Genomic DNA, 22,841 nt, shown 5'->3' on the forward strand with positions numbered 1-22,841 from the left:
AGGTTTCCCGTGCGTTCCCTCGATGCCGCCCGGACCGCCTGCGAGCGGTTCCACCCCGGACTGCTCAAGGAGCTGGAGCAGATTCCGTACGCCGAGCGGGAGCGGCCCGGCAGCCCGGTGATCGACCTGTTCCGCATCCACGGCGGGGTGGGCCTGCTCATCCCCGAGTCCTACGGCGGTCACGGCGCCGCCCCGCTGGAGGCGCTGCGCGTGCAGCTCGCCCTCGGCGCGGTGTCCCCGTCGCTGGCCGCGGCCGTGTCCATGCACCACTTCACCGCCGCCATGCTGTACTCGCTGGCGGTCAAGTCCGGCCGGCTCACCACCGCGCAGACCGAACTGCTGTACCGGATCGTGCCCGAGCAGCAGGTGATGGCCTCCGGCTGGGCCGAGGGCCGTACCGCGCAGAACATCCTCAAGCCGGCCGTGACCGCGCGTCCGGTGGAGGGCGGGTTCCTGCTGTCCGGGTCGAAGAAGCCGTGCAGCCTGTCCCGTTCGATGAGCCTGCTCACGGCGTCCATCGCGATCCACGGCGAGGACGGCGGCGAGCCGGAGCTGGCGCTCGCGCTGGTCCCGGCCGACGCGCCCGGCATGTCGGTGCACGACTTCTGGGGCAACGACCTGCTGGCGGGCGCGGAGAGCGACGAGGTGCGTCTGGAGGACGTGTTCGTCCCGGCCGAGATGGTCGTCCGGGCCGGCGCCGACGACCCGACCCGCCTCGACGACCTGCAGTCGGCCGGGTTCGTCTGGTTCGAGATGCTCATCTCGGCCGGGTACGCCGGCTCCGCCGCCGCCCTGGTGGAGCAGGTGCTGGAGCGCAAGCGGGGCAGCGCCGAGGAGCGGGCCGCGCTCGCCGTCGACATGGAGGCCGCGCTGGCGCTGCTGGAGGGCGTGGCCCGCGGCACCGGCCAGGAGCCCGGCGACGAGGAGTCGGTGGCCCGGGTGCTGGTGGCCCGGTACGCCGTGCAGAACGCGCTGCCGGACATCGTGGCCCGCGCCCTGGAACTGCTCGGCGGTCTGGACTTCATCAACAACACCGCCAGCGCCCAGGCGGCCGCCGCGACCCGCGCCCTGGCCTTCCACCCGCCCTCCCGCATCGCCGCCGCGGAGCCGCTGCTGCGGTACTTCGACGGGGGCCCACTGGTCCTGGCCTGATCCCCCACCCCCACTCCTTGGAGCGACAGTGACCGTCATTCAGGATTCCCCGGCGGCGACGGCCGCCGACAACGAGGCGGAGATCCTCGGCCTGTACCGGGCCCACCTCAGCAAGGGCCGGGCCACGCTCGCCGAGCTGTTCGGCAGCCACATGGAGACGGCGTCCGAGGGCGCCTGGCTCACCACCAGCGACGGTGAGCGCTTCCTGAACGCCGGCGGCTACGGCGTGTTCATCATGGGCGCCCGGCACCCGATCGTCATGGAGGAGGTGGAGCGCCAGCTGCGCACCCACCCCACCGCGACCCGCATCCTGCTGGAGCCGACGGTGGCCCGCGCCGCCGAGGCCCTGGTCTCCGTGCTGCCGCCCGGCCTGGACCGCGTGCACTTCGCGCTGTCCGGCGCGGAGGCGGTCGAGACCGGCCTGAAGCTGGCCCGCGCGGGCGGTTTCAAGCGGACCGTCTCGATGCGCGGCGGCTACCACGGCAAGACCCTCGGCGCGCTGTCGGCGACCGCGAAGGACGTCTACCAGGCACCGTTCCGCCCGCTCGTGCCCGACTTCCTGCACCTGCCCTTCGGGGACGCCGACGCCCTGGAGGCCGAGCTCGCCGCCCACCCGGGCCAGGTGTGCGTGATCCTGGAGCCGGTGCAGGGCGAGGGCGGGGTCATCATCCCGCCGAAGGGCTACCTCAAGCGGGTCGAGGAACTGGTCCGCGAGTACGAGGGCTTCCTCATCCTCGACGAGGTGCAGTCCGGCTTCGGCCGGCTCGGCGAGTGGTGGGGCGCCGACATCGAGGGCGTCGTCCCGGACGTCCTGCTCACCGGCAAGGCGCTCGGCGGCGGGGTGATGCCGGTGTCGGCGGCCGTCGCCACCCGCAAGGCGTTCCGCCCCTTCGACAAGGACCCCTACGTCCACACCGCCACCTTCTCCGGGCAGCCGGTGCTGATGGCCGCGGTGCAGGGCGCGATCCGGGCCGTCAAGGAGGAGCGCCTGGTCACCCGGGCCATGGACCTCGGTGCCCGGCTGCTGCCGCGGATCGCGGAGGTCGCCCACCGCAACATCCCCGAACTGGTCGTGGACGTGCGCGGCAAGGGTCTGCTCATCGGTGTGGAGCTCGTGGAGGCCGGCCTGGCCGGCGAGCTGCTGATCGAGCTGTTCAACCACGGCGTGGTCGCCAACCACTCCATGAACGGCAGCTCGGTGGTGCGGTTCACCCCGCCCGCCGTGCTGGACGACACCGACGTGGACTTCCTCGTCAACTCCTTCGACCTGGCCACCCGCGACCTCATCCGGGGCGCGGCCAAGATGCCGGAAGGCGGTAACTGATCGTGCGACACGTCGAACTCGATGCCCTGATACCCGCGGAGCAGGCCGAAGAGGTCCTGCACGCCGTACGTCGCTGGGAGAAGTACCCGGACCTGGCGCCCCACGTCAACGCGACCACCGTGCACGCCTCCTACCCCGACCCGAAGGCCTCCTCCAGCTGGGAGCTGCACTTCCGCAGCGGCCTGCTGCGCTGGACCGAGGACGACGTGGTGCTGCCGGAGAGCGGCGAGATCCGCTTCGAGCAGTCCGACGGCGACTTCGACTCGTTCTCCGGGACCTGGACGGTCCGGCAGGACGGCGCGGACGTGACCGTCCGCTTCGACGCCGACTTCGACTTCGGCATCCCGAGCCTGGAGGGCATCCTCGACCCGATCGCCGAGCGGGTCATCAAGGAGACCGTCGCCTGGGCGCTGACCGGACTGTACCCGGCGGTCCGCATCCAGGGCGGCGTCGAACTCACCGAGCCCGCCGCGGTCGGCGCCTAGGACCGCACGAGGAGCTGACCATGGACCAGGCGAACCCCTTCGAGACACCGCGCACGTACTCGCTGCACCGCGCCGAGTACCTGGTGGGTCTCGCCGTCACCACCGGCCTGATCGTCTACCACTTCGGCGACATCCGCTGGCTGCCGGCGCTCGGACTGTTCCTCTACATCGACCTGATCGGCTACATCCCGGGTGCCGTCGCGTTCCGCAGGAGCGGTGGCCGGCCGATCCACAAGGCGTACTACGTCCTGTACAACGTCATGCACAGCCTCATCACGCAGGGCGCGGTGGCCGCGCTGTGGTGCTGGCTGGTCAAGCCCGAGTGGGCGCTGCTCGTGCTGCCGTTCCACCTGTTCGGCGACCGCGGCCTGTTCGGCAACTTCATGAAGTCCTTCGCACTGCCCTTCGAACCGGTGCGCCAGGAGGGCTACCTGCGGCTGCTGGACGACCTGGGCCTGCCCCACCCCAAGCCGGTCGGGCACGCCATGGACCCGGTGCCCGTCGGGCACGTCCCGGCGCGGCCGGTCGTCCGGGAGACGGAGGCCGTGCGATGACGACGGCCACCGACGTACGGCGTCCCGTCCGGCAGGACCCGGCGGAGCGCCGGCGGGCCCTGTACCACCTGGCGTCCCCGGTGTCGGTGCTGACCACCGGCCCCGAGGAGCGGATGCACGGCACCACCGCGAGCACGGTCACCCTCGTCTCGCGCGAGCCCCTGCTCGTCGGGGTCGCGCTGCGGGCGGGCTCGTCCTTCGCGCGGCTGGCCGCCGCCGAGGGCCGGTTCGCGATCAACGTGCTCGCCGGCGACCAGGCCGACGTGGCCCGGCGGTTCGCCGACAGCGGCCGGCCCGACGGCGAGGCGGCCTTCGCGGGCCTGGCCTGGACGGCGGACCCGTACGCGCACGCCCCGCTGGTCGCGGGCGCGCTCGCCCACTACGTGTGCCGCTTCCACTCCGCGCACGCGGCCGGCGACAGCGAGCTGCTGCTCGGCTACGTCGTCCGCGCCACCGCGGACGAGGGACTGCCGCTGTTCAGTTACGCCGGCGCGCTGTACGCCGGCTCCCTGCGCCCGGCGAAGGAGACCGCCGCATCATGACCGCACCCATTGCCCCCGAGGCCGACTGGGAGAAGGCACCCGGTCTGCTCGACGGCGCGAAGGAACTCACCCTCGGCCCCGAGGAGTGCGACCTCGCCTACTGGATCACCTCGGTGGCCCAGGGCACGCTGCGCGACCGCGGGGCGACCGGCCACCACGAGAACGCGATCACCCCGGACTTCCTGAAGGCACCCGGCCCGCTGCGCGAGGCACTGGTGCTGGAGTTCGGCTTCCGGGCGCTGGCGGAGGAGCTGGCCACCCGGCTGCTCGGCCACTACGTGTCGATCGCGCCCGGCATCCCGGAGATGGAGTTCTACGCCACCCAGCTGCTGGACGAGGCCCGGCACGCCCGGGTCTTCCGCCAGCACCTGGTGGAGCTGGGCGTGCCGGCCGGGACCCTGCTGAAGGACATCGACGAGATGGCCCGGGACTACCGCAAGCGGGTCCTCGACCCGGTGGTGGACTTCACCCTGGACATCGTCCGCGACCAGGCCGACTTCCCCGGCGGGGTGGCCGTGTTCGCCATCATCATCGAAGGGGTGCTCGCCCCGGCCGCCGAGCTGAGCGAGCGCAAGTGGACCCCGCTGTCCCCGGCGACCGGGGAGATCTCGCGCGGCACCGCCATCGACGAGATCCGCCACCTGACCGTGGCCAGCACCATCCTGCGCGACCACGTGATCGCGCACCCGGAGTACCGGCCGCGGCTGCTGGAGATCCTGCGCGCCGGCGTGAAGCTGTGGGACGAGATCCCGGACCGGGAGTTCGTCATCCACCGCGAGGAACTGTTCCAGGAGGGCATGTTCCAGCACGCCGACAAGATCGGGGACTACGAGATCTGGCCGGGCGTGCGGCTGCTCGACACCACCGCCGAGCAGCGCTACGACATGGCCGAGCAGTGGACCGACGAGATGGCCGAGGTCCGCATGAAGTACATGGGCCTGCCCGTCGAGGTCCTCTCCTCGGAGGCCGGCGCATGAGTACCGGGCGGGCCGCGGTGATCACCGGCATCGGGTCGTACGTCCCGCCCAACGTGGTGACCAACGACGACCTGGCCGCCCGGCTGGACACCTCCGACGCGTGGATCCGGTCGCGCACCGGGATCGCCGAGCGGTGCGTGGTGACGCCCGGCACCTCCACGGGCAACCTCGCGGTGGAGGCGGGCCTGCGGGCGCTGAAGTCGGCGGGCGACGAGCGGGTGGAGGCGGTGGTGCTGGCCACCACCACCCCGGACCAGCCGTGCCCGGCGACCGCTCCGCAGGTGGCCGCCCGGCTGGGGCTCGGACAGGTGCCCGCCTTCGACGTGGCGGCCGTCTGCTCCGGCTTCCTGTACGGACTGGCCTCGGCCGCGGGGCTGATCGCGGCCGGGATCGCGGACCGGGTGCTGCTGATCGCGGCGGACGCCTTCACCACGATCATCAACCCGGAGGACCGCACCACCGCGGTCATCTTCGCGGACGGCGCGGGCGCGGTGGTGCTGCGCGCCGGCTCGGCCGGGGAGCCGGGGGCGATCGGCCCGCTGGTGCTCGGCAGCGACGGCGAGCTGAGCCATCTGATCGAGGTGCCGGCGGGCGGCTCCCGGCAGCGTTCCTCGGGCCGGCCGGGCGATCCCGAGGACTACTTCTTCCGGATGCTCGGCCGGGACACCTACCGGCACGCGGTGGAACGCATGACCGCCGCGTCCACCGAGGCGGCCGGGCGCACCGGCTGGCGGCTGGCGGACGTCGACCGGTTCGTGGCGCACCAGGCCAACGCCCGCATCCTGGAGGCCGTCTCGGACCGGCTCGGCATCCCCGCCGAGCGCCGGCTGAGCAACATCGCGCGGGTCGGCAACACCGGCGCGGCCTCGATCCCGCTGCTGCTGGCCGAGGCGACCGCCGAGGGGTCGCTCGCCGCGGGCCACCGGGTGCTGCTCACCGCGTTCGGCGGAGGCCTGTCGTGGGGCGCGGCCACCGTCACCTGGCCGGAGCTGCAGACCACCTGACCGGCCGTCAGTCATCCGTCAGTCATTCACACCGATTCAGCGGTACGCGCGGTGCGTACGCCGTCGAAAGGAACCGACATGCTGGAGCAGCTCAAGGAAATCCTGTCCAACAAGCTCAAGGTGTCGCCCGAGTCGATCACTCCGGAGGCCACCCGGGAGGACATCGAACTGGACTCGCTGGCCGTGGTGGAGCTGTCGCTGCTGCTGAAGTCCGAGCTGGACCTGGACATCAGCGACGACGACCTGCTGGAGGCCGAGACCGTGGCCGACATGGTCCGGCTCATGGAGGATCGGAGCGCGAAGGTCTGATGGCCGGCATGGACATCGCCGTCACCGGACTCGGTCTGGTCACCCCGGGTGGCATCGGGGTCGGGCCGAGCTGGGCGGCGGTCTGCGACGGCAGGCCGGCCGCCGCCTTCGACCCGGTGCTGGCGGACAACCCCGTGAAGATCTCCTGCCGGGTGCCCGGTTTCGACCCCGAGGCACTGCTGAGCGCGCGCCGCGCCCACCGCCTGGACAGGTTCGTGCAGTTCGCCCTGGTCGCCGCGCACGAGGCGGTGGCCGACGCGGGCCTGGACCCGCAGACCTGGGACGGTGCCCGGGTGGGCGTGGTGCTGGGCTGCGCCGACGGCGGTCCGGGCACCGTCGAGGAGCAGCACGACGTGCTGCGCGAGCAGGGCGCCGACCGGGTGTCGCCGCTGCTGCTGCCCATGCAGCTGCCGAACATGCTGGCCGGTCAGACGGCCATCGAGTTCGGGGCGACCGGGCCCAACCTGGTGGTGGCCACCGCCTGCGCCTCGGGCGCGACCGCCATCGGGACGGCCCGGGACCTGCTGGCGCTCGGCCGGTGCGACATCGTGCTGGCCGGCGGCAGCGAGGCCATGATCACCCCTCTGGTCATGGCCGGGTTCGCCCAGATGGGCGCGCTGTCCGGGCGGCACGACGATCCGGCGTCCGCGTCCCGTCCGTTCGACGCGGACCGGGACGGCTTCGTCGCCGGGGAGGGCTCCGGGATCCTCGTGATGGAGCGCGTCGCGGACGCCCGGGCCCGGGGCGCGCACATCCACGGCCGCATCATCGGGTACGGCGCCACCGCCGACGCCCACCACATGACGTCGCCGCACCCGGACGGCGCCGGCATCGAGGCGGCCGTGCGCGCGGCCCTCGCCGACGCGGGCGCCGACCCGGACGACGTGCAGCACGTCAACGCCCACGGGACCTCGACCCCGCTGAACGACCTGTCCGAGGCCCGCATGATCCGGCGGACCCTGCGCGGGGACCCGCTGGTCACGTCCACGAAGGGAGTCACCGGTCACCTGCTCGGCGCGGCCGGCGCGGTCGAGGCCGCGTTCACCGTGCTGAGCGTGGAGCACGAAGTGGTTCCGCCGATCGCCAACCTGGTCATGCCCGATCCCCGGATCGAGGTCAAGCTGGCGCAGACCCTCACCGAGATGCCCATCGACCTGGCACTGAGCAACTCGCTCGGGTTCGGCGGGCAGAACACCGCTCTCGCCATCGCACCGGCCTGAGCGTCCGCCCGGGCCGGCGGCCGGCCGGGGCGCGCCGTCCCGGCCGGCCGCGTGCCCACGCGGCCGGGCCACCCACGGGTGCGGCCCGGCGCCCCGGGCCCGGCTGCGCCGCCCGCACCGACAGCCGTCCGCTGGTTCATCCGCGGGCGGCTGTCCCCGTTCCGCCCTCCTCTCCCCAGCTCTGGAGTCCCCATGTCCACCAACGGTTCCCCGCCACCGTCGGGCCGGCTCGGTACCGGACACATCCTGTTCCTCATCGTCGCCGCCGCGGCACCGCTGTCCGCCATGGTCGGCACCGTCCCGCTCGCCTTCGCCCTCGGCGACGGAGCGGGCGTGCCCGCGGCCTTCCTGTTCGCCGGGATCACCCTGCTGTGCTTCTCGGCCGGGTACGCGGTCAGTGCCCGGCGCACCGGCGGCTCGGGCGGTTTCTACGCCTCCGTCGCCGACGGACTGGGCCGGCCGCCCGCGGTCGCGGCCGGGTACGTCGCCCTGCTCTCCTACAACTGCGCGACCATCGGCCTGGCGGGCGCGCTCGGCTACTTCACCCAGTTGGTGCTCGCCGCGCACGGGCTGACCGTGTCCTGGCAGTGGTGCGCGGCCGTCGGCCTGCTGCTGACCGCCGTGCTCGGCTACCGGGAGATCGCGCTCAGCGCCCGGGTGCTGGCCCTGCTGATGCTCGGCGAGATCGGGGTGCTGGCCGCCCTGGACGTGGCGATCCTCGCCCGGCACGGCGTGCACGCCCTGCCCACCGCCTCCTTCGCCCCGCACACCGCGGCCGGGCACGGCGTGGGGGTCTCGTTGATGTTCGCCTTCGTGTCGTTCATCGGCTTCGAGTCGGCCGCCCTGTACGGCAAGGAGGCGAAGGACCCGCGGCGCAGCGTGCCGCGCGCCACCTACGCGGCGGTCGTCCTGATCGCCGGTTTCTACGCCCTGACCAGCTGGCTGGCGGTGGGCGCGATCGGCAGCGACCGGGTGCGGGAGGTCGCCGGCGAGCAGATGGGCGACCTGTTCTTCGTGCTCGGTGACGACTTCCTCGGCACGGCGGGCAGCACGGGCCTGCAGATCCTGCTGTGCACCAGCCTGTTCGCGGCGACGCTGGCCCTGCACAGCGCCGCCAACCGCTACGCCCAGGTCCTCGCCGAGGACGGCCTGCTGCCCGGCTCCCTGGCCGTCGAGCACCCCCGGCACCGCTCCCCGCACCGGGCGAGCCTCGCGCAGAGCGCGCTGACCGCGCTGGTCGTGGCCGGGTTCGCGCTGGCCGGCCTGGACCCGTACGCCGACCTGACCACCAGCATGCTCGGTCTGGGCACGCTCGGCATCGTCGCCCTGCAGGCGCTGGCCGCGCTGTCGGTGCTCGGGCTGCGCCGGCGCACGGGCGGCGGGCACTGGTGGCGGGAGACGGCGGCCCCGCTGCTGGGCTTCGCGGGCCTGGCCGCCTCGGTGTGGCTGGTGGTCGGCAACTTCGACATGCTCACCGGCTCGCCGTCGAAGGTGATCGCCGTCCTGCCCTGGCTGCTGCCGCTGGTCGCCCTCGGCGGCCTGGTCCACGCCGCCCGGCTGCGCTCGGCCCACCCGCTGCGCTACCGCCTGCTCGGCACCCGCCACACCGGGTCCGCCGCCCCCGACCCCTCCCCCGCCTCCCCCGCCCTGTCAGGAGACCGCCATGCATGACCCGCACGAGCTGATCGAGGCCGGCCCGGACGCCGTACGGCGCCTGGCCCGCCGCCGCCACGACCTCGACCTGGACGCCCTGGCCACCGCGCTGAGCGCCCGCTCGGCCGCGCAGGGCGAGGTCACCCGGTTGCGCACCGAGCTGAACCGCTCGGCCAAGGCCCGCCGCTCCGGGCCGCCCACCGAGGCGGAGAAGGAGGCGGCCCGTGCGCTGCGCGCCGAGGTGCAGCGGGCGGAGGCCACCGCCCGCACCGCCGCCGGGGAGCTGACCGAGCTGCTGCTCGGCATCCCCAACCTGCCGCTGGACACGGTCCCGGACGGCGACTCGGAGAAGGAGGCCGTGGAGGTGCGGCGCGGGGGTCCGGACCCGCGTCCGGCCGAGGGCGCCCGGCACCACGCCGAGATCGGCGAGGCGCTCGGCATCCTCGACCCCCCCGCCGCGGCGAAGCTCTCCGGTGCCCGGTTCAGCGTCGCGCACGGTGCCGGGGCCCGGCTGGAGCGGGCCCTGGGGGACTTCTTCCTCGACCTGCACACCCGCGAGCACGGCTACACCGAGCAGTCGGTGCCGTTCCTGGTCAGCCGGGACACCATGACCGGGACCGGGCAGCTGCCGAAGTTCGAGGAGGACCTGTTCCGCACCCAGGTCGGCGACCGGGAGCTGTTCCTGATCCCGACCGCCGAGGTGCCGCTGACCAACCTGGTGGCCGGACAGCTCCTGGACGCGCGGTCCCTGCCGTACGCGTTCACCGCCCGCACCCCCTGCTTCCGGGCGGAGGCGGGGGCCTACGGCCGCGACACCCGGGGCGTGCTGCGGCTGCACCAGTTCGAGAAGGTGGAGCTGGTGCGGATCTGCGCGCCGGAGGAGGCGCAGGAGCAGCTGGAGTTGATGGCCGGGCACGCCGAGGAGTGCCTGCGCCGGCTGGAGCTGTCCTTCCGCACCGTGCTGCTGCCCGCGGGCGACATGGGCTTCTCGGCCCGGATGACGTACGACATCGAGGTGTGGCTGCCGGGCGGCGGCGCCTACCGGGAGATCTCCTCGGTGTCCGACTGCGGCACCTTCCAGGCCCGCCGCGCGGACATCCGGGTCAAGCGGGCCGACGGGCGCAAGACGCCGGCCGTCACGCTGAACGGTTCGGCGCTGCCGGTCGGCCGCACGGTGGCCGCCCTGCTGGAGCAGGGCGTGCAGGACGACGGTTCGGTGGTCCTGCCGCAGGCGCTGGTGCCGTACACCGGGTTCCGGCGGATCCTGCCGGGCGGGGAGACCGAGTAACCGCAGCGCGAAGGGGCGGGAGCCGAGGCGCGTCCTCGGCTCCCGCCCCTTCGCGCTGCGGTTCACGCGCCCGTCATGTGCACCCCGCCGTCGACGTGCACGACCTCTCCGGTGGTGCGCGGGAAGAAGTCCGACAGCAGGGCGACCACCCCGCGGGCGGCCGGCTCCGGGTCGGTGAGGTCCCAGCCGGCCGGGGCACGGCCGGTCGTCCACACGTCGGCGAGTTCGGCGAAGCCCGGGATGGACTTGGCGGCCATGGAGCGCAGCGGCCCCGCCGCGACGAGGTTGCAGCGGATGCCCCGGCCGCCGAGGTCGCGGGCGAGGTAGCGGCTGGTGGACTCCAGGGCGGCCTTGGCGACGCCCATCCAGTCGTAGTGCGGCCAGGCGACGGTCGCGTCGAAGGTGAGCCCGACGACCGAGCCGCCGCGCCGCTCCAGCAGCGGCAGGCAGGCCGTGGTCAGCGACTTCAGGGAGTACGCCGACACGTGCACGGCCGTCGACACGTCGTCCCAGGTGCCGTCCAGGAAGGAGAAGGCGCCCTGGGGGCCGTAGGCGATGGAGTGCACGACGCCGTCGAGGGAGTCGGCGTGCTCGCCGATGCGGCCGGCGAGGCCGTCCAGGTGGCCCTGGTCGGTGACGTCCAGCTCGATCACCGGGGCGGGCCGGGGCAGCTTGCCCGCGAACCGTTCGATCAGGGAGAGCCGGCCGAAGCCGGTCAGCAGCACCTCGGCGCCCTCCTCCTGGGCGATGCGGGCCACGTGGAAGGCGATGGAGGCGTCGGTGACCACTCCGGTCACCAGGATCCGCTTGCCGGCGAGGATGCCGCTCATCCGACCGACACCCCCTCGGGCAGCGCGCTGACCAGCGGCGAGTCGTGGTCCAGGGCGCCGACGGCGCTGCCGCCGCCGGGTGAGCCGAGCTGTGCGAAGAAGGCGGCGTTGGAGGCCGCGTGGTCCTCGCCCCACTCCCCGGGCAGGTCGTCCTGGAAGTAGATGGCGTCGACCGGGCACACCGGCTCGCAGGCGCCGCAGTCGACGCATTCGTCCGGATGGATGTACAGGGCGCGGCGGCCCTCGTAGATGCAGTCCACGGGGCATTCCTCGACGCAGGAACGGTCCTTGACGTCGACGCAGGGCAGCCCGATGACGTAGGCCATGCTCAACTCCTCGGGTGGGCCGTGGTGGGCGGGAAAGGGGTTCACTTCACCGCGGTGCCGGTGGTGCGCTCACCGAGGGTCAGCACGGTGAGCGCGAGGACGGCCATGGCGGCGGCGATCACGCCGAACAGCGCGCCGGGGCCGTGCGCGTCCAGGACCGGCAGCAGCACGAACGGCAGCGCGCCGGCGCTGAGCTTGGACAGCGAGTAGGCGGCGCCGGAGGCGGTGGCGCGGATCGCGGTGGGGTACTGCTCGGACAGGTAGACGTGCGAGACGCTGGAGAAGACGTTGCTGAACAGCGTGTAGGCGAAGCCGCACGTGACGATCAGCGCGGCCGACCCGGCGTAGGCGAAGCCGAGTCCGGCGACGACCATGGCGGTCGCCGACAGGGCGACCAGGGTGCGGCGTTCGACGCGGTCCACGACGGGCAGGACGAGGGCGGAGCCCACCGGGTAGCCGATGAAGGACAGCGCGGTGAAGCCCAGGCCGGCGACGATGCCGTAGCCCTTGGCCGCGACGATCTGCGGGGCGAGCGTGCCGAAGCCGTAGTAGCCGACGACCGACAGCACGCAGAACACCCACAGCACGAGGGTGCGGCGGAGCATGCCGGGGCCGAGGACGTCCCGCAGCCGGGACTCCCCGGCGACCGGGTCGGCCTCCGCGTGCGCGGGCGTCTCGAGCGGCAGCCCGCGCCCGGCCGCCTCCGCCTCCATCAGGGACACCAGGTGCTCGGCCTCCGCGGTCCGGCCGGTGGCGGCCAGCCAGCGCGGGGACTCGATCAGCTGCCGGCGCAGCACCCACACCACGGCCGAGCCGAGCGCGCCGAGCACGAACAGCCAGCGCCAGCCGGCCACGCCCAGCGGGGTCAGCGGCACCAGCCACAGCGCGGCGAAGCCCACCGCGGGCACCCCGCAGAAGGCCAGGGTGTAGGCCCAGGCGATGAACCGGCCCCGCTTCCTCGCGGGCAGCACGTCGGCCAGGTAGCAGTCGGACAGGGCCTGTTCGGCGCCGATGCCGACGCCGGCCAGGAAACGGGTGACGATCAGCCACGTGGCGTTCGGGGAGAAGGCGCCGAGCAGGGAGAAGACGGAGTAGATCGCGAGGTTGAGGAGGAAGGCGCGGCGCCGGCCGTAGCGGTCGGCGACCCGGCCGAGGGTCAGGGACCCGATGAACTGGCCGACGAACACGGAGGCCAGCACGAGTTTGAGCGAGGTCGCGCCGAAGGCGAAGTCGCTCTGCAGCACCTTTCCTATGGTGCCCGACAGGTTGTTCTCGAAGGTGTCGAAGAACAGGCCGATGCCGATGACCGCGGTGAGTCTGCGGTGCAGGGGAGTGATCGGCATGCGGTCCAGGCGGACCCCGATCGGGGCGGGGGCGGTGACGCCGCCCGCCGCCTCGGTGGTCTGGGACATGGGGCTGGCTCCTTACAGAACTCCTGGGAACGGTGGGCGGACCGCTCCCGGGAAGGAACCGCCCGGGCCACCGGCGGGCCCGGGCGTGCGCCCCGGGGGCGGGGCCGGGGTGTGGGGGGGAGGTGGGTTGCCGGATGAGGGGATGGGGGGGTGGGGGGGGTGGGAGGTGTCAGGCGGCTTCCACGGCGCGGCGCCGCAGTTGCTCCTCGACGTCACCGCGCCGGACGGGCGCGCTGACCTCGTGCAGGTAGGAGGCGACCTCGCGGTAGGAGGCCCAGAACCCGACCTCGTGGTACGGCACCCCGCGTTCGGCGCAGTACGCGCGGGTCAGCTCCCGGGCGCGCCCCAGGTTCTTCTGCGGCATGGCCGGGAACAGGTGGTGTTCCACCTGGTAGTTGAGGCCGCCGTAGAGGAAGTCGATCAGCCAGCTGGGCCGGATGTTGCGGGAGGTGAGGACCTGGCGCTCCAGCCAGTCCAGGGTCTCCTCCTCGCCGTCGCGGACCTCCATGCCCTTGTGGTTCGGGGCGAAGATCATCCCGAAGTACACGCCCAGGGCGGCGTGCTGGACCAGGACGAAGGCGACCGCGAGCACCGGGGACAGGACGGTGAAGACCAGGGTGAGGTAGACGGCGGTGCGCAGCAGGATCAGGAACGACTCCAGCACGGGCCGCTTGGTCTTGCCCTGGGCGATCGACAGGATGGCCGTCTTCAGCATCTTGAAGCCCTCCAGCACGAGGAGCACGAAGAACAGCACGCTCTGGTAGCGCACGACGAACTTCTGGGTGCCCTTGCGGCTGGGGTACTGCTTGATGTCGAAGATGGCGGTGCGCCGGCCGATGTCCGGGTCCATGTCCAGGTGGTTGGGGTTGCTGTGGTGGCGGTTGTGGTGGTTGACCCACCAGCCGTAGCTGACCCCGTTGACCAGGTTGGCGTGGACGTAGCCGACGGCGGAGGCGGCCTTCTTGCTGCGGAACATGGCCTTGTGGCCGGCGTCGTGCCACATGAACGCCGACTGGCCGCCGCACAGGCCCATCCACAGGGCCGTGAGGAGCTGCCACCAGGAGTCGCCCAGCTCGAAGAACGCGGCGAACCCGATCGCCAGCAGGGCGGTGTTCAGGGCCAGACGGCCGACGTAGTACCGCGGGTCGAGGTCGAGGAGGCCTTCGGACTTGACCCGTTTGAGCAGTTCGGCGAAGGTCGCCGAGGCGCCGGTGCGCTGTCCGGCGCCGGCTGCGGCACCGGCACCGGCACCGCCGGCCAGTGCCTCGCCTTCTCGTATGTGCGGACGCTGCATGCGTTGCTCTCCTTGGGAGAAGTGCCCGGATCGGGCGGCGGCGCCGCTGCCCCGCGGACCTGCGGGCGCCGCGAGTCGACTTCAGCTCCCGCGCGGTCACCGTCGCGGGCTTCGGCCCGCCCGGCGGACCCGGCGACGGGAGCACAGTGCGGTACTCCCGGGCCCGGACCACCGGGCGAACGTGTGTCCAGCGTTCCGTGGAGCGCTGATGTGACACTGATACCGGTCTGATCGGACCCGGCGGCGGTGCCGGGCCTCAGGCGGCCGCCCCGGTGCGCAGCCGCTCGTCGAGGGCGCGGACGACCGCGTCGGCGGCCTCGGCGACCGCCTCGTCGTCCGGCGCCCCGATGACGGCCATGAGCTGCTCGACCATGGCGTGCTGGAGTTCTTCGGTGGACTGGCTCATGTCGACGACTCCTTGTCGGTGAGGGGGCGTGCGGGGTGCGTCAGAAGGCGTTGCAGGCGCGGAAGACGTGCGCGAAGCCCGGCAGCGAGGCCTGCGGCCCGTCGAAGGCGACGTACTCGGGGATGACCACGTCCGGGGCCCACTTCTGCTTGTACGACAGCTGCGTCTGGGCCGGGTACAGGGCCGCGCCCTCGGCCCACAGGGCGTGCATCAGCCACTGGAACGCCGGGCTGTGACCGTCGAGTTCGTAGCCGGCGTCCAGGCCGGTGAACGGCGTGAACCCGAAGTGCAGCCACTGCACGCCCTCGGCCCGGAACACCTCGATGGCGTGTGCGTTGATGGCCTCCATCAGGCCGGGCGAGCCCTCCGGGATGCGGCGGCTGAGGTCGTGCATCCAGCCCGCCCGGCTGCCGTAGACGGGCGAGTACGAGATGTAGGCGACCGGGGCGCCGTCGATGGTGCCGACGAACAGCCGGCGGTGCGCCTGGGCCTCGCCGCCGATCTGGCCGACGAGGAACTCCAGTTGCTGGGCGCCGCCCTTGGAGCCCAGCCACGCCTTGTCGATGACGGCGATGGCGTCCTGCACCTCGTCCGCGTGGGCCTCCCGGATCTGCAGACCGTTGCGGTGGGCGCGGGAGATCTTGTTGCGCAGCTGCATGAACTTGGTGCCGCGCAGCGTGAACTCGGGCAGGCTCACCGCCCAGGAGGCGCCGACCTGGTTGACGGTGAAGCCGAGGCCGGCGTAGCGCTCGGCGTCGGCGCGCTGCAGCTGGACCCCGACCAGGGTCAGGCCCTCGTCGCGGACGTACTGGCGGAAGGCGTCGAGGAGGGTGCCGTAGTCCTGCTCGGCGGCGAACGGCCCGCCGAACTGCACCGCGTAGCGGCCGGTGCGGCGGTAGACGACGACACCGTCCGCGCCCGGGACGGTGAACGTACTGTTTCCGCTGTTGAGCGTCAGGAACGAACTGGGGTTCTCGGCGGCGGTGTGGGTGCGTATGGCGTCGAGAACCGGGTTGTCCGTGAGGGTTTCGGTGGTGGTCGCGGTCATTCCCGTACTCCTTTCGGGAGTGTTTTCCAACGGAGTGAGTACAGCACTGTCAAGGCATCCGAGAAAAGAGCCGCAAGGAATTCATTGCCCGTGTCAGAAGCGTGTCAGCATTCCGTCAGCGCCCAGTGCGACTGTTGTTCCCGTGAACGGCACGGGAAACCGGGCCGGACGCGAGGAGAGGTGCCCGGAGCGGCTGATCGGGGACCCGGAGCAAGCCTCCGAGTCGGGTCGGAAACGACCCGCGCAGGTTCGAATCCTGCCCTCTCCGCCACCGTCGGACGGAAATCCGTGCACGGGTGAAAGCCAATTCACTGATACGGGGCGCACCCTGAACGCCGCCCCACCCGGTGCCGCGCCGAGGCGCGTTGCACCGGATTCCCAGGACCGCCGGCCACCCCCCGTCCCGGCGGAGCAACCGCCCCGGCGGGCCCGTGCAGGAGCCGAGGCCCGCCGGGGCGCGGGTGTTCCATGTTCACCCGTTTTCTTCACCGCAGCGCGACCCCAGAAAGAAAGACCTTCGCCGAGGAATTGTCATCAAGGGGGGAAGACATGCTGAGGTTCTCCGTACTCGGGGCACTGCAGATACTCACCGCGACCGGACCGGCGGACATCTCCGGTGACCTGCAGCGCACGCTGGTGCAGACCCTGCTGGTCAGTGAGGGGCAGCCGGTGTCCGGGGAGGGTCTGGCCGAGGAGATGTGGGGCGACGCCGTCCCCGACAACCAGGCCAACGCCCTGCAGGCGCACATCAGCCGGCTGCGCCGGCGGCTGCGTGACCTCGAACCGGGGCGGTCGTCCTCCCGGGTGACCATCCACCCCTCCGGCTACCGGCTGACCGTGGCCGAGGGCGAACTGGACGCGGCCGAGTTCATCCGCGCGGTGCGGCTGGCCGAGTCCGCCGGTCCGGACGACGCGGCCCACACGGCGCGGATGCTCGGTGACGCGCTCGCGATGTGGCGCGGTCCCGTCTTCGGCGGCTTCTCGGGCGGCACGCTGTGCCAGCTCGCCGGCGCCCGCTACGAGGAGTACCGGATGCGCGCGATGGAACTGCGCTTCGACGCCGAGCTGCGGCTCGGCCGGCACGCCGCCGTCCTCGCCGAACTGACCGAGGCCCACACCAACCACCCGCTGCGCGAGCGCTTCTGCGAGCAGCTGATGATCGCCCTGTACTGCTCGGGACGGCAGGCCGACGCCCTGGACGTCTTCCGCCGGATGCGCCGCCACCTGGACGACGAACTCGGCATCCAGCCCTCCCCGTCCCTGCGCCGGGTGGAGAACGCCATCCTCTGCCACGACCCCGCCCTGACCGGCGGTGGCGCCCGCACGCCCATCCGTCTCCAGCCCGCCTGAGGGCGCCGGCGGCCGGCCCGTGTAAGCGGCCCGTCAGCACCCGGTCAGGCCGCGTTGTCACGATCGACGCGCAAGCGCAAGTGGAATCAGACCCCCTGTCTTGGAGGCCCCATGACCACGAGCCAGACCCCGGCCCGCACGGCGGCGCACGCGCCGGCCCGTGCCGCCGCGGCCCGCCCGTTGCGGACCTTTCTCGCGCTGGACGCGGCGGTCACCGCCGTGAACGGCCTGATCTATCTGCTCGCCGCCGGCCCGGTCGGCGACCTGCTCGGCCTCGGCACCGGATTCCTGCGGGGCATCGGTGCGTTCCTCACCGTCTACGGCGTCCTGGTGGCGCTGCTGGCGAGCCGGCCGGTGCCCCGCACGGCCGCCACCAAGGCGGTCATCGAGGCCAACGCGCTGTGGGCGGTGGCCTCCGTCGCCACCGCCGTCTTCGGCTGGTTCGGTCCGAACACCGTCGGCACGGTGTGGACCGTGCTGCAGGCGGCCGTCGTCGGCGCGTTCGCCGTGCTCCAGGCGAGCGGCCTGCGCCGGCTCGGCAACTGACGTCCCGTCATTTCGCCCAGTTAGGGGAAGACATGAGGTCCCACGTCGCGGAACTCGCCGGTCTGCGCGAACGCGTGCTCGCCGGCCCGAGTGAGAAGGCGACCGCCGCGCAGAAGGCCAAGGGCAAGCTCACCGTGCGCGAACGGATCGGGCTGCTCCTCGACGAGGGCTCCTTCCACGAGGTCGAGCCGCTGCGGCGGCACCGGGCGACCGGGTTCGGCCTGGAGGCGAAGAAGCCGTACACCGACGGTGTGGTCACCGGCTGGGGCACCGTCGAGGGCCGCACCGTCTTCGTCTACGCCCATGACTTCCGGATCTTCGGCGGCGCCCTCGGCGAGGCCCACGCCGCCAAGATCCACAAGATCATGGACATGGCCCTGGCGGCGGGCGCGCCCCTGGTCTCCCTCAACGACGGCGCGGGCGCCCGCATCCAGGAGGGCGTCACCGCGCTCGCGGGCTACGGCGGCATCTTCCGGCGCAACACGGCCGCGTCCGGGGTCATCCCGCAGATCAGCGTGATGCTCGGGCCGTGCGCCGGAGGCGCCGCCTACAGCCCCGCGCTCACCGACTTCGTCTTCATGGTCCGCGGGACGTCCCAGATGTTCATCACCGGGCCGGACGTCGTCCGGGCGGTGACGGGCGAGGAGATCAGCCAGGACGGGCTGGGCGGGGCCGACGTCCACGCGGAGACCTCCGGCGTGTGCCACTTCGCCTACGACGACGAGGAGACCTGCCTGGAGGAGGTGCGCTACCTGCTCTCCCTGCTCCCCCGCAACAACCGCGAGACCCCGCCCGTGGTGGCCTGCGACGACCCCGCCGACCGCCGCTGCGAGTCGCTGGCCGACCTGGTGCCGGCCGACGGCAACCGGCCGTACGACATGACCCGGGTGATCGAGGAGATCGTCGACGACGGCGAGTACCTGGAGGTGCACCAGCGCTGGGCCCGCAACGTCATCTGCGCGCTGGCCCGCCTCGACGGACAGGTGGTCGGGATCATCGCCAACCAGCCGCAGACGCTGGCCGGGGTCCTGGACATCGAGGCGTCGGAGAAGGCGGCCCGCTTCGTGCAGATGTGCGACGCGTTCAGCATCCCGCTGGTCACCCTGCTCGACGTGCCCGGCTTCCTGCCGGGCGTCGGCCAGGAGCACGGCGGCATCATCCGCCACGGCGCGAAGCTGCTGTACGCCTACTGCGACGCGACCGTGCCGCGGATCTCCCTCATCCTGCGCAAGGCCTACGGCGGCGCCTACATCGTCATGGACTCGCAGTCCATCGGCGCCGACCTCACCTACGCCTGGCCCACCAACGAGATCGCGGTGATGGGCGCCGAGGGCGCGGCCAACGTGATCTTCCGCCGCCAGATCGCCGAGGCCGAGGACCCCGAGGCCCGGCGCGCCGAGCTGGTCAAGGAGTACAGGGCCGAGCTGATGCACCCGTACTACGCGGCCGAGCGCGGCCTGGTGGACGACGTGATCGACCCGGCCGAGACGCGTTCCGTCCTCATCGCCGCGCTGGCGATGCTGCGCACCAAGCACGCCGAGCGTCCCACCCGCAAGCACGGCAACCCCCCTCAGTGACGGAGGTCCCCATGTCCCCCACCACGTCCGTGTCCCCGACTCCCCCCATCCGCGTCGAGAAGGGCGAGGCCACCGAGGAGGAGCTGGCCGCCCTCGCGGTGCTGCTGCTCAGCCGCAGCGCCCTGGCCGGGGCCGGAGCCGAGCCGGTCTCTCCGGGCACCACGTGCTGGCGCCCGCACTCCTTCCACGCCCCGCACAGCTGGCAGCGCTCCTGACGGGAGCCACCCCGGCCGAGCGGCCCGGCACCCGGGACGTGCCGGGCCGCTCGGCGTGCGCGCCCCTCACTCCCGGATCAGCGTGACGTCCTGCTCCCGCACCACGTGGAACACCGGCCACACCGCGATGCCCGAGGGGCGCAGTTCCATGACGGCGGCCTCGACGTGGGCCGGGCCGGCCGTCAGGAAGTCGGAGGAGACCCTGCCGGAGTTCTCCCAGCGGTGCTCGGCGCCGTCGCACAGGGCGGTGCTGCCGCCGATGCCGTACTCGGCGCGCGGACTGCCCCGGCCGATCGTGGAACTGACGAACAGGGGGCCGGTGCCGGGGCTGCAGCGGTAGCTCCCGGAGAGCGTGACGGTGCCGTCCGCGGCGATCCGGCCGGTGGCGTCGACGGTCACCGTCTCGGACGCGGCGGCGGCCGGCGCGGCGGCGGCCGGCGCGCCGACGCACAGCAGGGCGGCGGCGAGGGCCGCGGCGGGGGCGGGGCGTACGGGCACGGGGTGCCTCCTGGTTCTCCTGGGGACGAGGGCCTCCACTGGTACCGGCCGCCCGGGCCGCGCGGCGCGACGGTCACCCTCCAGCGGCGCGTCGCTGGGCCCTACGGCAGCATCCGCGCCCACCTCCACCGCGGGTGACCGGCCACGATGCCGACGAACTAAAATGATCAACGTGACCGAGCACCACACCCCCAGGTCCCTCATCGTCACGCTCTACGGCGCGTACGGCCGCTTCGTGCCCGGCCCGGTCCCCGTCGCCGAGCTGATCCGGCTGCTGGCCGCCGTGGGGGTGGACGCGCCGTCCGTGCGCTCGTCGGTGTCCCGGCTCAAACGGCGCGGCCTGCTGCTGCCGGCCCGCACCCGGCAGGGCTCGGCCGGCTACGAGCCGTCCCCCGAGGCGCGGCGGCTGATGGAGGACGCCGAGCACCGCCTGCGCGCCGCCGCGGCGCCCGGGGACGGCGGCTGGGTGCTCGCGGTCTTCTCCGTCCCCGAGTCCCAGCGGCAGAAGCGGCACGTCCTGCGCTCCCGGCTGGCCGGCCTGGGCTTCGGCACGGCGGCCCCCGGGGTGTGGGTCGCCCCGGCCCGCCTGTACGAGGAGACCCGGCACACCCTGTGCCGGCTGCGCCTGGACCCGTACGTCGACTTCTTCCGCGGCGAGCACCTGGGCTTCGCCCCGACTCCGGAGGCGGTCGCCCGCTGGTGGGACCTGGCCGCCCTCGCCAAGGAGCACGAACGCTTCCTGGACGCCCACGCCCCCGTGCTGCACGCCTGGGAGCAGCGCGCGGACACCCCGCCGGAGGAGGCCTACCGCGACTACCTCCTGGCCCTCGACTCCTGGCGGCACCTGCCCTACACCGACCCGGGCCTGCCGCCCCGCCTGCTGCCCGCGGACTGGCCGGGCGTCCGCTCGGCGGAGGTGTTCCGGCGGCTGCACGCGCGGCTGCGGGACGCCGGGGCCGGGTTCGTCGGCGGGTGACGGGCCGCCCCGGCTGGCTGGGCCCGGTCCGCACGGCCGGGGCGGCACCGCGGCCGGACCCCGTCACCGGCGTCACCGGTCCGCGACGGCCGGGGCGGAGCACGCGGCCGACAGTGACACCGCGGAGTCGCTGGCGGCGGAGCCGGCGGCCGACGCGGTGCAGCACACCGCCGGCAGCGGGCCGATCGGGCTGGTGGTGGAGGTGCGGCCGGGCGGCTGCCGGGTCGAGGTGCACGACCCGGACCCGGCGCCGCCCGGCCACCCCGCGCGTCCGGTGGCCGAGGAGCCGGGCCTCTGGCAGGAGGGCGGGCGCGGTCCGCTGCCGATCCGCACGCTCAGCCCGTCCTGCGGTCACCGCCCGACCCCGCGGGGCGAGGCGGTGTGGTTCAGACCGGCTGCCGTTCCCGCCGGGCCGCACCCGGCGTGACGCCCGGGCCGGTGCGGGCCAGCGTGGAGTGCCGGTGTCCGTAGGCGAGGTAGACCAGCAGGCCCGCCGCCAGGAACACCGCGAACTGCAGCCAGGTCCGCCAGCCCGTCTCGTACATCAGGTACAGGCAGAAGGCGATGCCGAGCAGCGGCACGACCGGGTGGAGCGGCACGCGGAAGCTGCGGTCCAGGCCGGGTTCGCGGCGGCGCAGGGCGAGCACCGCGAGGTTGACGACGGCCATGACGGCGAGCGTGCCGATGGTGCACAGGTTCATCACGGCGTCCAGCGAGGCGAAGGCCGCCGGGACCGCGAAGACGGCCGCCACGACCAGGGTGCCGGCGACGGGGGTGGCCGTGTGCGGCGAGACCTTCTCGAAGACGCGCGGCACGAGGCCGTCGCGGGACATGGACATCAGGATGCGGGTCTGGCCGTACATCACGGCGAGGACGACGGAGGCGATGGCGACGACCGCGCCGAAGGCGATGACCCCGCCGCCGACGGCGGAGCCGGTGACCTCGTTGACGACGTACGACAGCGCGGCGGGCCGGCCGGCGACCCGGTCGCCGCCGACGGCGCCGATCGCGGCCAGGGCGACCGCGCAGTACAGCAGGGTGACCAGGCCCATGCAGACGAGGATCGCGACCGGGACGTCCCGGCGCGGGTTCCTGGCCTCCTCACCGGCCGTGGTGATCGCGTCGAAGCCGATGTAGGAGAAGAACGCGGCCGTGGTGCCCGCGCCGATGCCGCCCGGACCGGCCGGGGAGAACGGGGTGAGGTTGCCGTCCTTGAAGGCGCTGTAGCCGACGGCGCAGAAGGCGAGCAGGACGACGAGCTTCACGGCGGCCATGACGGCGGTGGCCCGGGCGCTCTCGCGCACCCCGCGCACCAGCAGCACGCAGGCCATGGCGATGACGAGCACGGCGGGGAGGTTGACCATCCCGCCCTCACCGGGTCCGGCGGACAGGACGGCCGGGAGCTGCCGGCCGGTGAGGCTCTGCAGGAGCTCGTTGACGTACTGGCTCCAGCCGACCGCGACGGCCGAGACGGAGATGCCGTACTCCAGCAGCAGGCACCAGCCGACCAGGAAGGCGGTGGACTCGCCGAGGCCGGCGTAGGCGAAGGAGTACGACGACCCGGAGACCGGGATCGCGCCGCCCAGCTCGGCGAAGGAGAAGGCGGTGAACACGCAGGTGACCGCGGCCAGCACGAAGGAGACGACCACGGCGGGACCGGCCTGGGCGACGGAGCCGGAGAGGCCGACGAAGATGCCGGTGCCGACGATGGCGCCGACGCCGAAGCAGACGAGCTGGAAGAGTCCCATCGTGCGCTTCAGGCCGTGGCCCTCACGGTCGGCGCCGGATTCGGCGATGAGCGCGCCGGGGGACTTGATGCGGGGAGCGGGCATGCTGGTGGTGCTCGTTTCTCGGT

At 73.1% G+C, this 22,841-nt stretch carries 24 protein-coding genes, 1 tRNA gene and 1 pseudogene; 18 read left to right on the forward strand and 8 right to left on the reverse strand.

Features of this window, described 5'->3' with window-relative positions; all coding sequences use genetic code 11:
• The first annotated feature begins 9 nt into the window (after positions 1–9).
• The 11 genes from QQY24_RS07365 (at position 10) to serS (ending at position 10,508) form a co-directional block, all read left to right on the forward strand.
• Positions 10–1,152 (forward strand): acyl-CoA dehydrogenase family protein, encoded by a 1,143-nt coding sequence (locus QQY24_RS07365; RefSeq protein WP_301971871.1) that lies wholly within the window; start codon positions 10–12, stop codon positions 1,150–1,152.
• Positions 1,153–1,180: 28 nt separating this feature from the next.
• Positions 1,181–2,476 carry an aspartate aminotransferase family protein gene (locus QQY24_RS07370; RefSeq protein WP_301971872.1) on the forward strand — a complete coding sequence of 432 codons (1,296 nt, stop codon included), beginning with the start codon at positions 1,181–1,183 and terminating at the stop codon, positions 2,474–2,476.
• Between the two features lie 2 nt (positions 2,477–2,478).
• Positions 2,479–2,961, forward strand: coding sequence for a type II toxin-antitoxin system RatA family toxin (locus QQY24_RS07375; protein WP_301971874.1), 483 nt, complete (start codon positions 2,479–2,481; stop codon positions 2,959–2,961).
• A gap of 20 nt (positions 2,962–2,981) precedes the next feature.
• Positions 2,982–3,515, forward strand: coding sequence for a hypothetical protein (locus tag QQY24_RS07380; protein ID WP_301971875.1), 534 nt, complete (start codon positions 2,982–2,984; stop codon positions 3,513–3,515).
• On the forward strand, positions 3,512–4,057 hold the full coding sequence (locus QQY24_RS07385) for a flavin reductase family protein (protein ID WP_301971876.1): 546 nt from the start codon (positions 3,512–3,514) through the stop codon (positions 4,055–4,057). The genes QQY24_RS07380 and QQY24_RS07385 overlap by 4 nt, the downstream gene beginning before the upstream one ends.
• The gene (locus tag QQY24_RS07390) at positions 4,054–5,034 is read left to right on the forward strand and encodes a VlmB-like protein (RefSeq protein ID WP_301971877.1); all 981 of its coding nucleotides are present in this window, start codon (positions 4,054–4,056) and stop codon (positions 5,032–5,034) included. Before QQY24_RS07385 ends, QQY24_RS07390 begins: the two co-directional genes overlap by 4 nt.
• The gene (locus QQY24_RS07395; protein WP_301971878.1) at positions 5,031–6,038 is read left to right on the forward strand and encodes a beta-ketoacyl-ACP synthase III; all 1,008 of its coding nucleotides are present in this window, start codon (positions 5,031–5,033) and stop codon (positions 6,036–6,038) included. The genes QQY24_RS07390 and QQY24_RS07395 overlap by 4 nt, the downstream gene beginning before the upstream one ends.
• 78 nt (positions 6,039–6,116) lie before the next feature.
• Positions 6,117–6,347 (forward strand): phosphopantetheine-binding protein, encoded by a 231-nt coding sequence (locus QQY24_RS07400; protein WP_301971879.1) that lies wholly within the window; start codon positions 6,117–6,119, stop codon positions 6,345–6,347.
• Positions 6,347–7,567: a beta-ketoacyl synthase gene (locus QQY24_RS07405; protein WP_301971880.1), complete on the forward strand. Its 1,221-nt coding sequence runs from the start codon at positions 6,347–6,349 to the stop codon at positions 7,565–7,567. The genes QQY24_RS07400 and QQY24_RS07405 overlap by 1 nt, the downstream gene beginning before the upstream one ends.
• A gap of 192 nt (positions 7,568–7,759) precedes the next feature.
• Entirely contained in the window at positions 7,760–9,238 is a 1,479-nt protein-coding gene (locus tag QQY24_RS07410; RefSeq protein WP_301971881.1) for an APC family permease, read from the forward strand.
• The gene (gene serS / locus QQY24_RS07415; protein ID WP_301971882.1) at positions 9,231–10,508 is read left to right on the forward strand and encodes a serine--tRNA ligase; all 1,278 of its coding nucleotides are present in this window, start codon (positions 9,231–9,233) and stop codon (positions 10,506–10,508) included. The genes QQY24_RS07410 and serS overlap by 8 nt, the downstream gene beginning before the upstream one ends.
• 62 nt (positions 10,509–10,570) lie before the next feature.
• Here the strand turns inward: serS and fabI are convergent, their stop codons facing one another.
• The 6 genes from fabI to QQY24_RS07445 all read right to left on the reverse strand — a co-directional run bounded on the left by fabI (position 10,571) and on the right by QQY24_RS07445 (position 15,824).
• The gene (gene fabI / locus QQY24_RS07420) at positions 10,571–11,338 is read right to left on the reverse strand and encodes an enoyl-ACP reductase FabI (RefSeq protein WP_301971883.1); all 768 of its coding nucleotides are present in this window, start codon (positions 11,336–11,338) and stop codon (positions 10,571–10,573) included.
• On the reverse strand, positions 11,335–11,664 hold the full coding sequence (gene fdxA / locus QQY24_RS07425) for a ferredoxin (RefSeq protein ID WP_301971884.1): 330 nt from the start codon (positions 11,662–11,664) through the stop codon (positions 11,335–11,337). The genes fabI and fdxA overlap by 4 nt, the downstream gene beginning before the upstream one ends.
• Positions 11,665–11,705: 41 nt before the next feature.
• Entirely contained in the window at positions 11,706–13,076 is a 1,371-nt protein-coding gene (locus QQY24_RS07430) for an MFS transporter (RefSeq protein ID WP_301971885.1), read from the reverse strand.
• Positions 13,077–13,245: 169 nt separating this feature from the next.
• Complete coding sequence (locus tag QQY24_RS07435; RefSeq protein WP_301971886.1) at positions 13,246–14,370, reverse strand: acyl-CoA desaturase; 1,125 nt, start codon at positions 14,368–14,370, stop codon at positions 13,246–13,248.
• Positions 14,371–14,626: 256 nt separating this feature from the next.
• Positions 14,627–14,776, reverse strand: a complete 150-nt coding sequence (locus tag QQY24_RS07440) for a hypothetical protein (protein WP_301971887.1) — start codon at positions 14,774–14,776, stop codon at positions 14,627–14,629.
• A 40-nt stretch (positions 14,777–14,816) separates the two neighbouring features.
• Complete coding sequence (locus QQY24_RS07445; RefSeq protein ID WP_301971888.1) at positions 14,817–15,824, reverse strand: DUF2156 domain-containing protein; 1,008 nt, start codon at positions 15,822–15,824, stop codon at positions 14,817–14,819.
• A gap of 174 nt (positions 15,825–15,998) precedes the next feature.
• Between QQY24_RS07445 and QQY24_RS07450 the strand changes: the two genes are divergently transcribed.
• The 5 genes from QQY24_RS07450 (at position 15,999) to QQY24_RS07470 (ending at position 19,512) form a co-directional block, all read left to right on the forward strand.
• Positions 15,999–16,095 (forward strand) — tRNA-Cys (locus QQY24_RS07450).
• A 278-nt stretch (positions 16,096–16,373) separates the two neighbouring features.
• Positions 16,374–17,174, forward strand: coding sequence for an AfsR/SARP family transcriptional regulator (locus tag QQY24_RS07455; RefSeq protein WP_301971889.1), 801 nt, complete (start codon positions 16,374–16,376; stop codon positions 17,172–17,174).
• A gap of 111 nt (positions 17,175–17,285) precedes the next feature.
• Positions 17,286–17,720, forward strand: coding sequence for a hypothetical protein (locus QQY24_RS07460; protein WP_301971890.1), 435 nt, complete (start codon positions 17,286–17,288; stop codon positions 17,718–17,720).
• Positions 17,721–17,752: 32 nt separating this feature from the next.
• Complete coding sequence (locus QQY24_RS07465; protein ID WP_301971891.1) at positions 17,753–19,297, forward strand: acyl-CoA carboxylase subunit beta; 1,545 nt, start codon at positions 17,753–17,755, stop codon at positions 19,295–19,297.
• A gap of 11 nt (positions 19,298–19,308) precedes the next feature.
• A complete protein-coding gene (locus tag QQY24_RS07470) occupies positions 19,309–19,512 on the forward strand; it encodes an acyl-CoA carboxylase epsilon subunit (protein ID WP_301971892.1) in 204 nt (67 codons plus the stop codon).
• A gap of 66 nt (positions 19,513–19,578) precedes the next feature.
• Here QQY24_RS07470 and QQY24_RS07475 read toward each other — a convergent pair whose 3' ends face one another.
• Positions 19,579–20,010: a DUF6299 family protein gene (locus tag QQY24_RS07475; protein WP_301971893.1), complete on the reverse strand. Its 432-nt coding sequence runs from the start codon at positions 20,008–20,010 to the stop codon at positions 19,579–19,581.
• A gap of 163 nt (positions 20,011–20,173) precedes the next feature.
• Between QQY24_RS07475 and QQY24_RS07480 the strand changes: the two genes are divergently transcribed.
• Both QQY24_RS07480 and QQY24_RS07485 read left to right on the forward strand, forming a co-directional pair.
• Complete coding sequence (locus QQY24_RS07480) at positions 20,174–20,986, forward strand: PaaX family transcriptional regulator C-terminal domain-containing protein (RefSeq protein ID WP_301971894.1); 813 nt, start codon at positions 20,174–20,176, stop codon at positions 20,984–20,986.
• A 97-nt stretch (positions 20,987–21,083) separates the two neighbouring features.
• Positions 21,084–21,413, forward strand: a pseudogene (locus tag QQY24_RS07485) (ATP-binding protein); the annotation flags it as partial.
• Here QQY24_RS07485 and QQY24_RS07490 read toward each other — a convergent pair.
• Complete coding sequence (locus QQY24_RS07490) at positions 21,373–22,818, reverse strand: amino acid permease (protein WP_301971895.1); 1,446 nt, start codon at positions 22,816–22,818, stop codon at positions 21,373–21,375. The pseudogene QQY24_RS07485 and the gene QQY24_RS07490 overlap by 41 nt on opposite strands.
• Positions 22,819–22,841: the final 23 nt, after the last annotated feature.

The organism is Streptomyces sp. TG1A-8 (assembly GCF_030499535.1).
GTDB lineage: Bacteria > Actinomycetota > Actinomycetes > Streptomycetales > Streptomycetaceae > Streptomyces.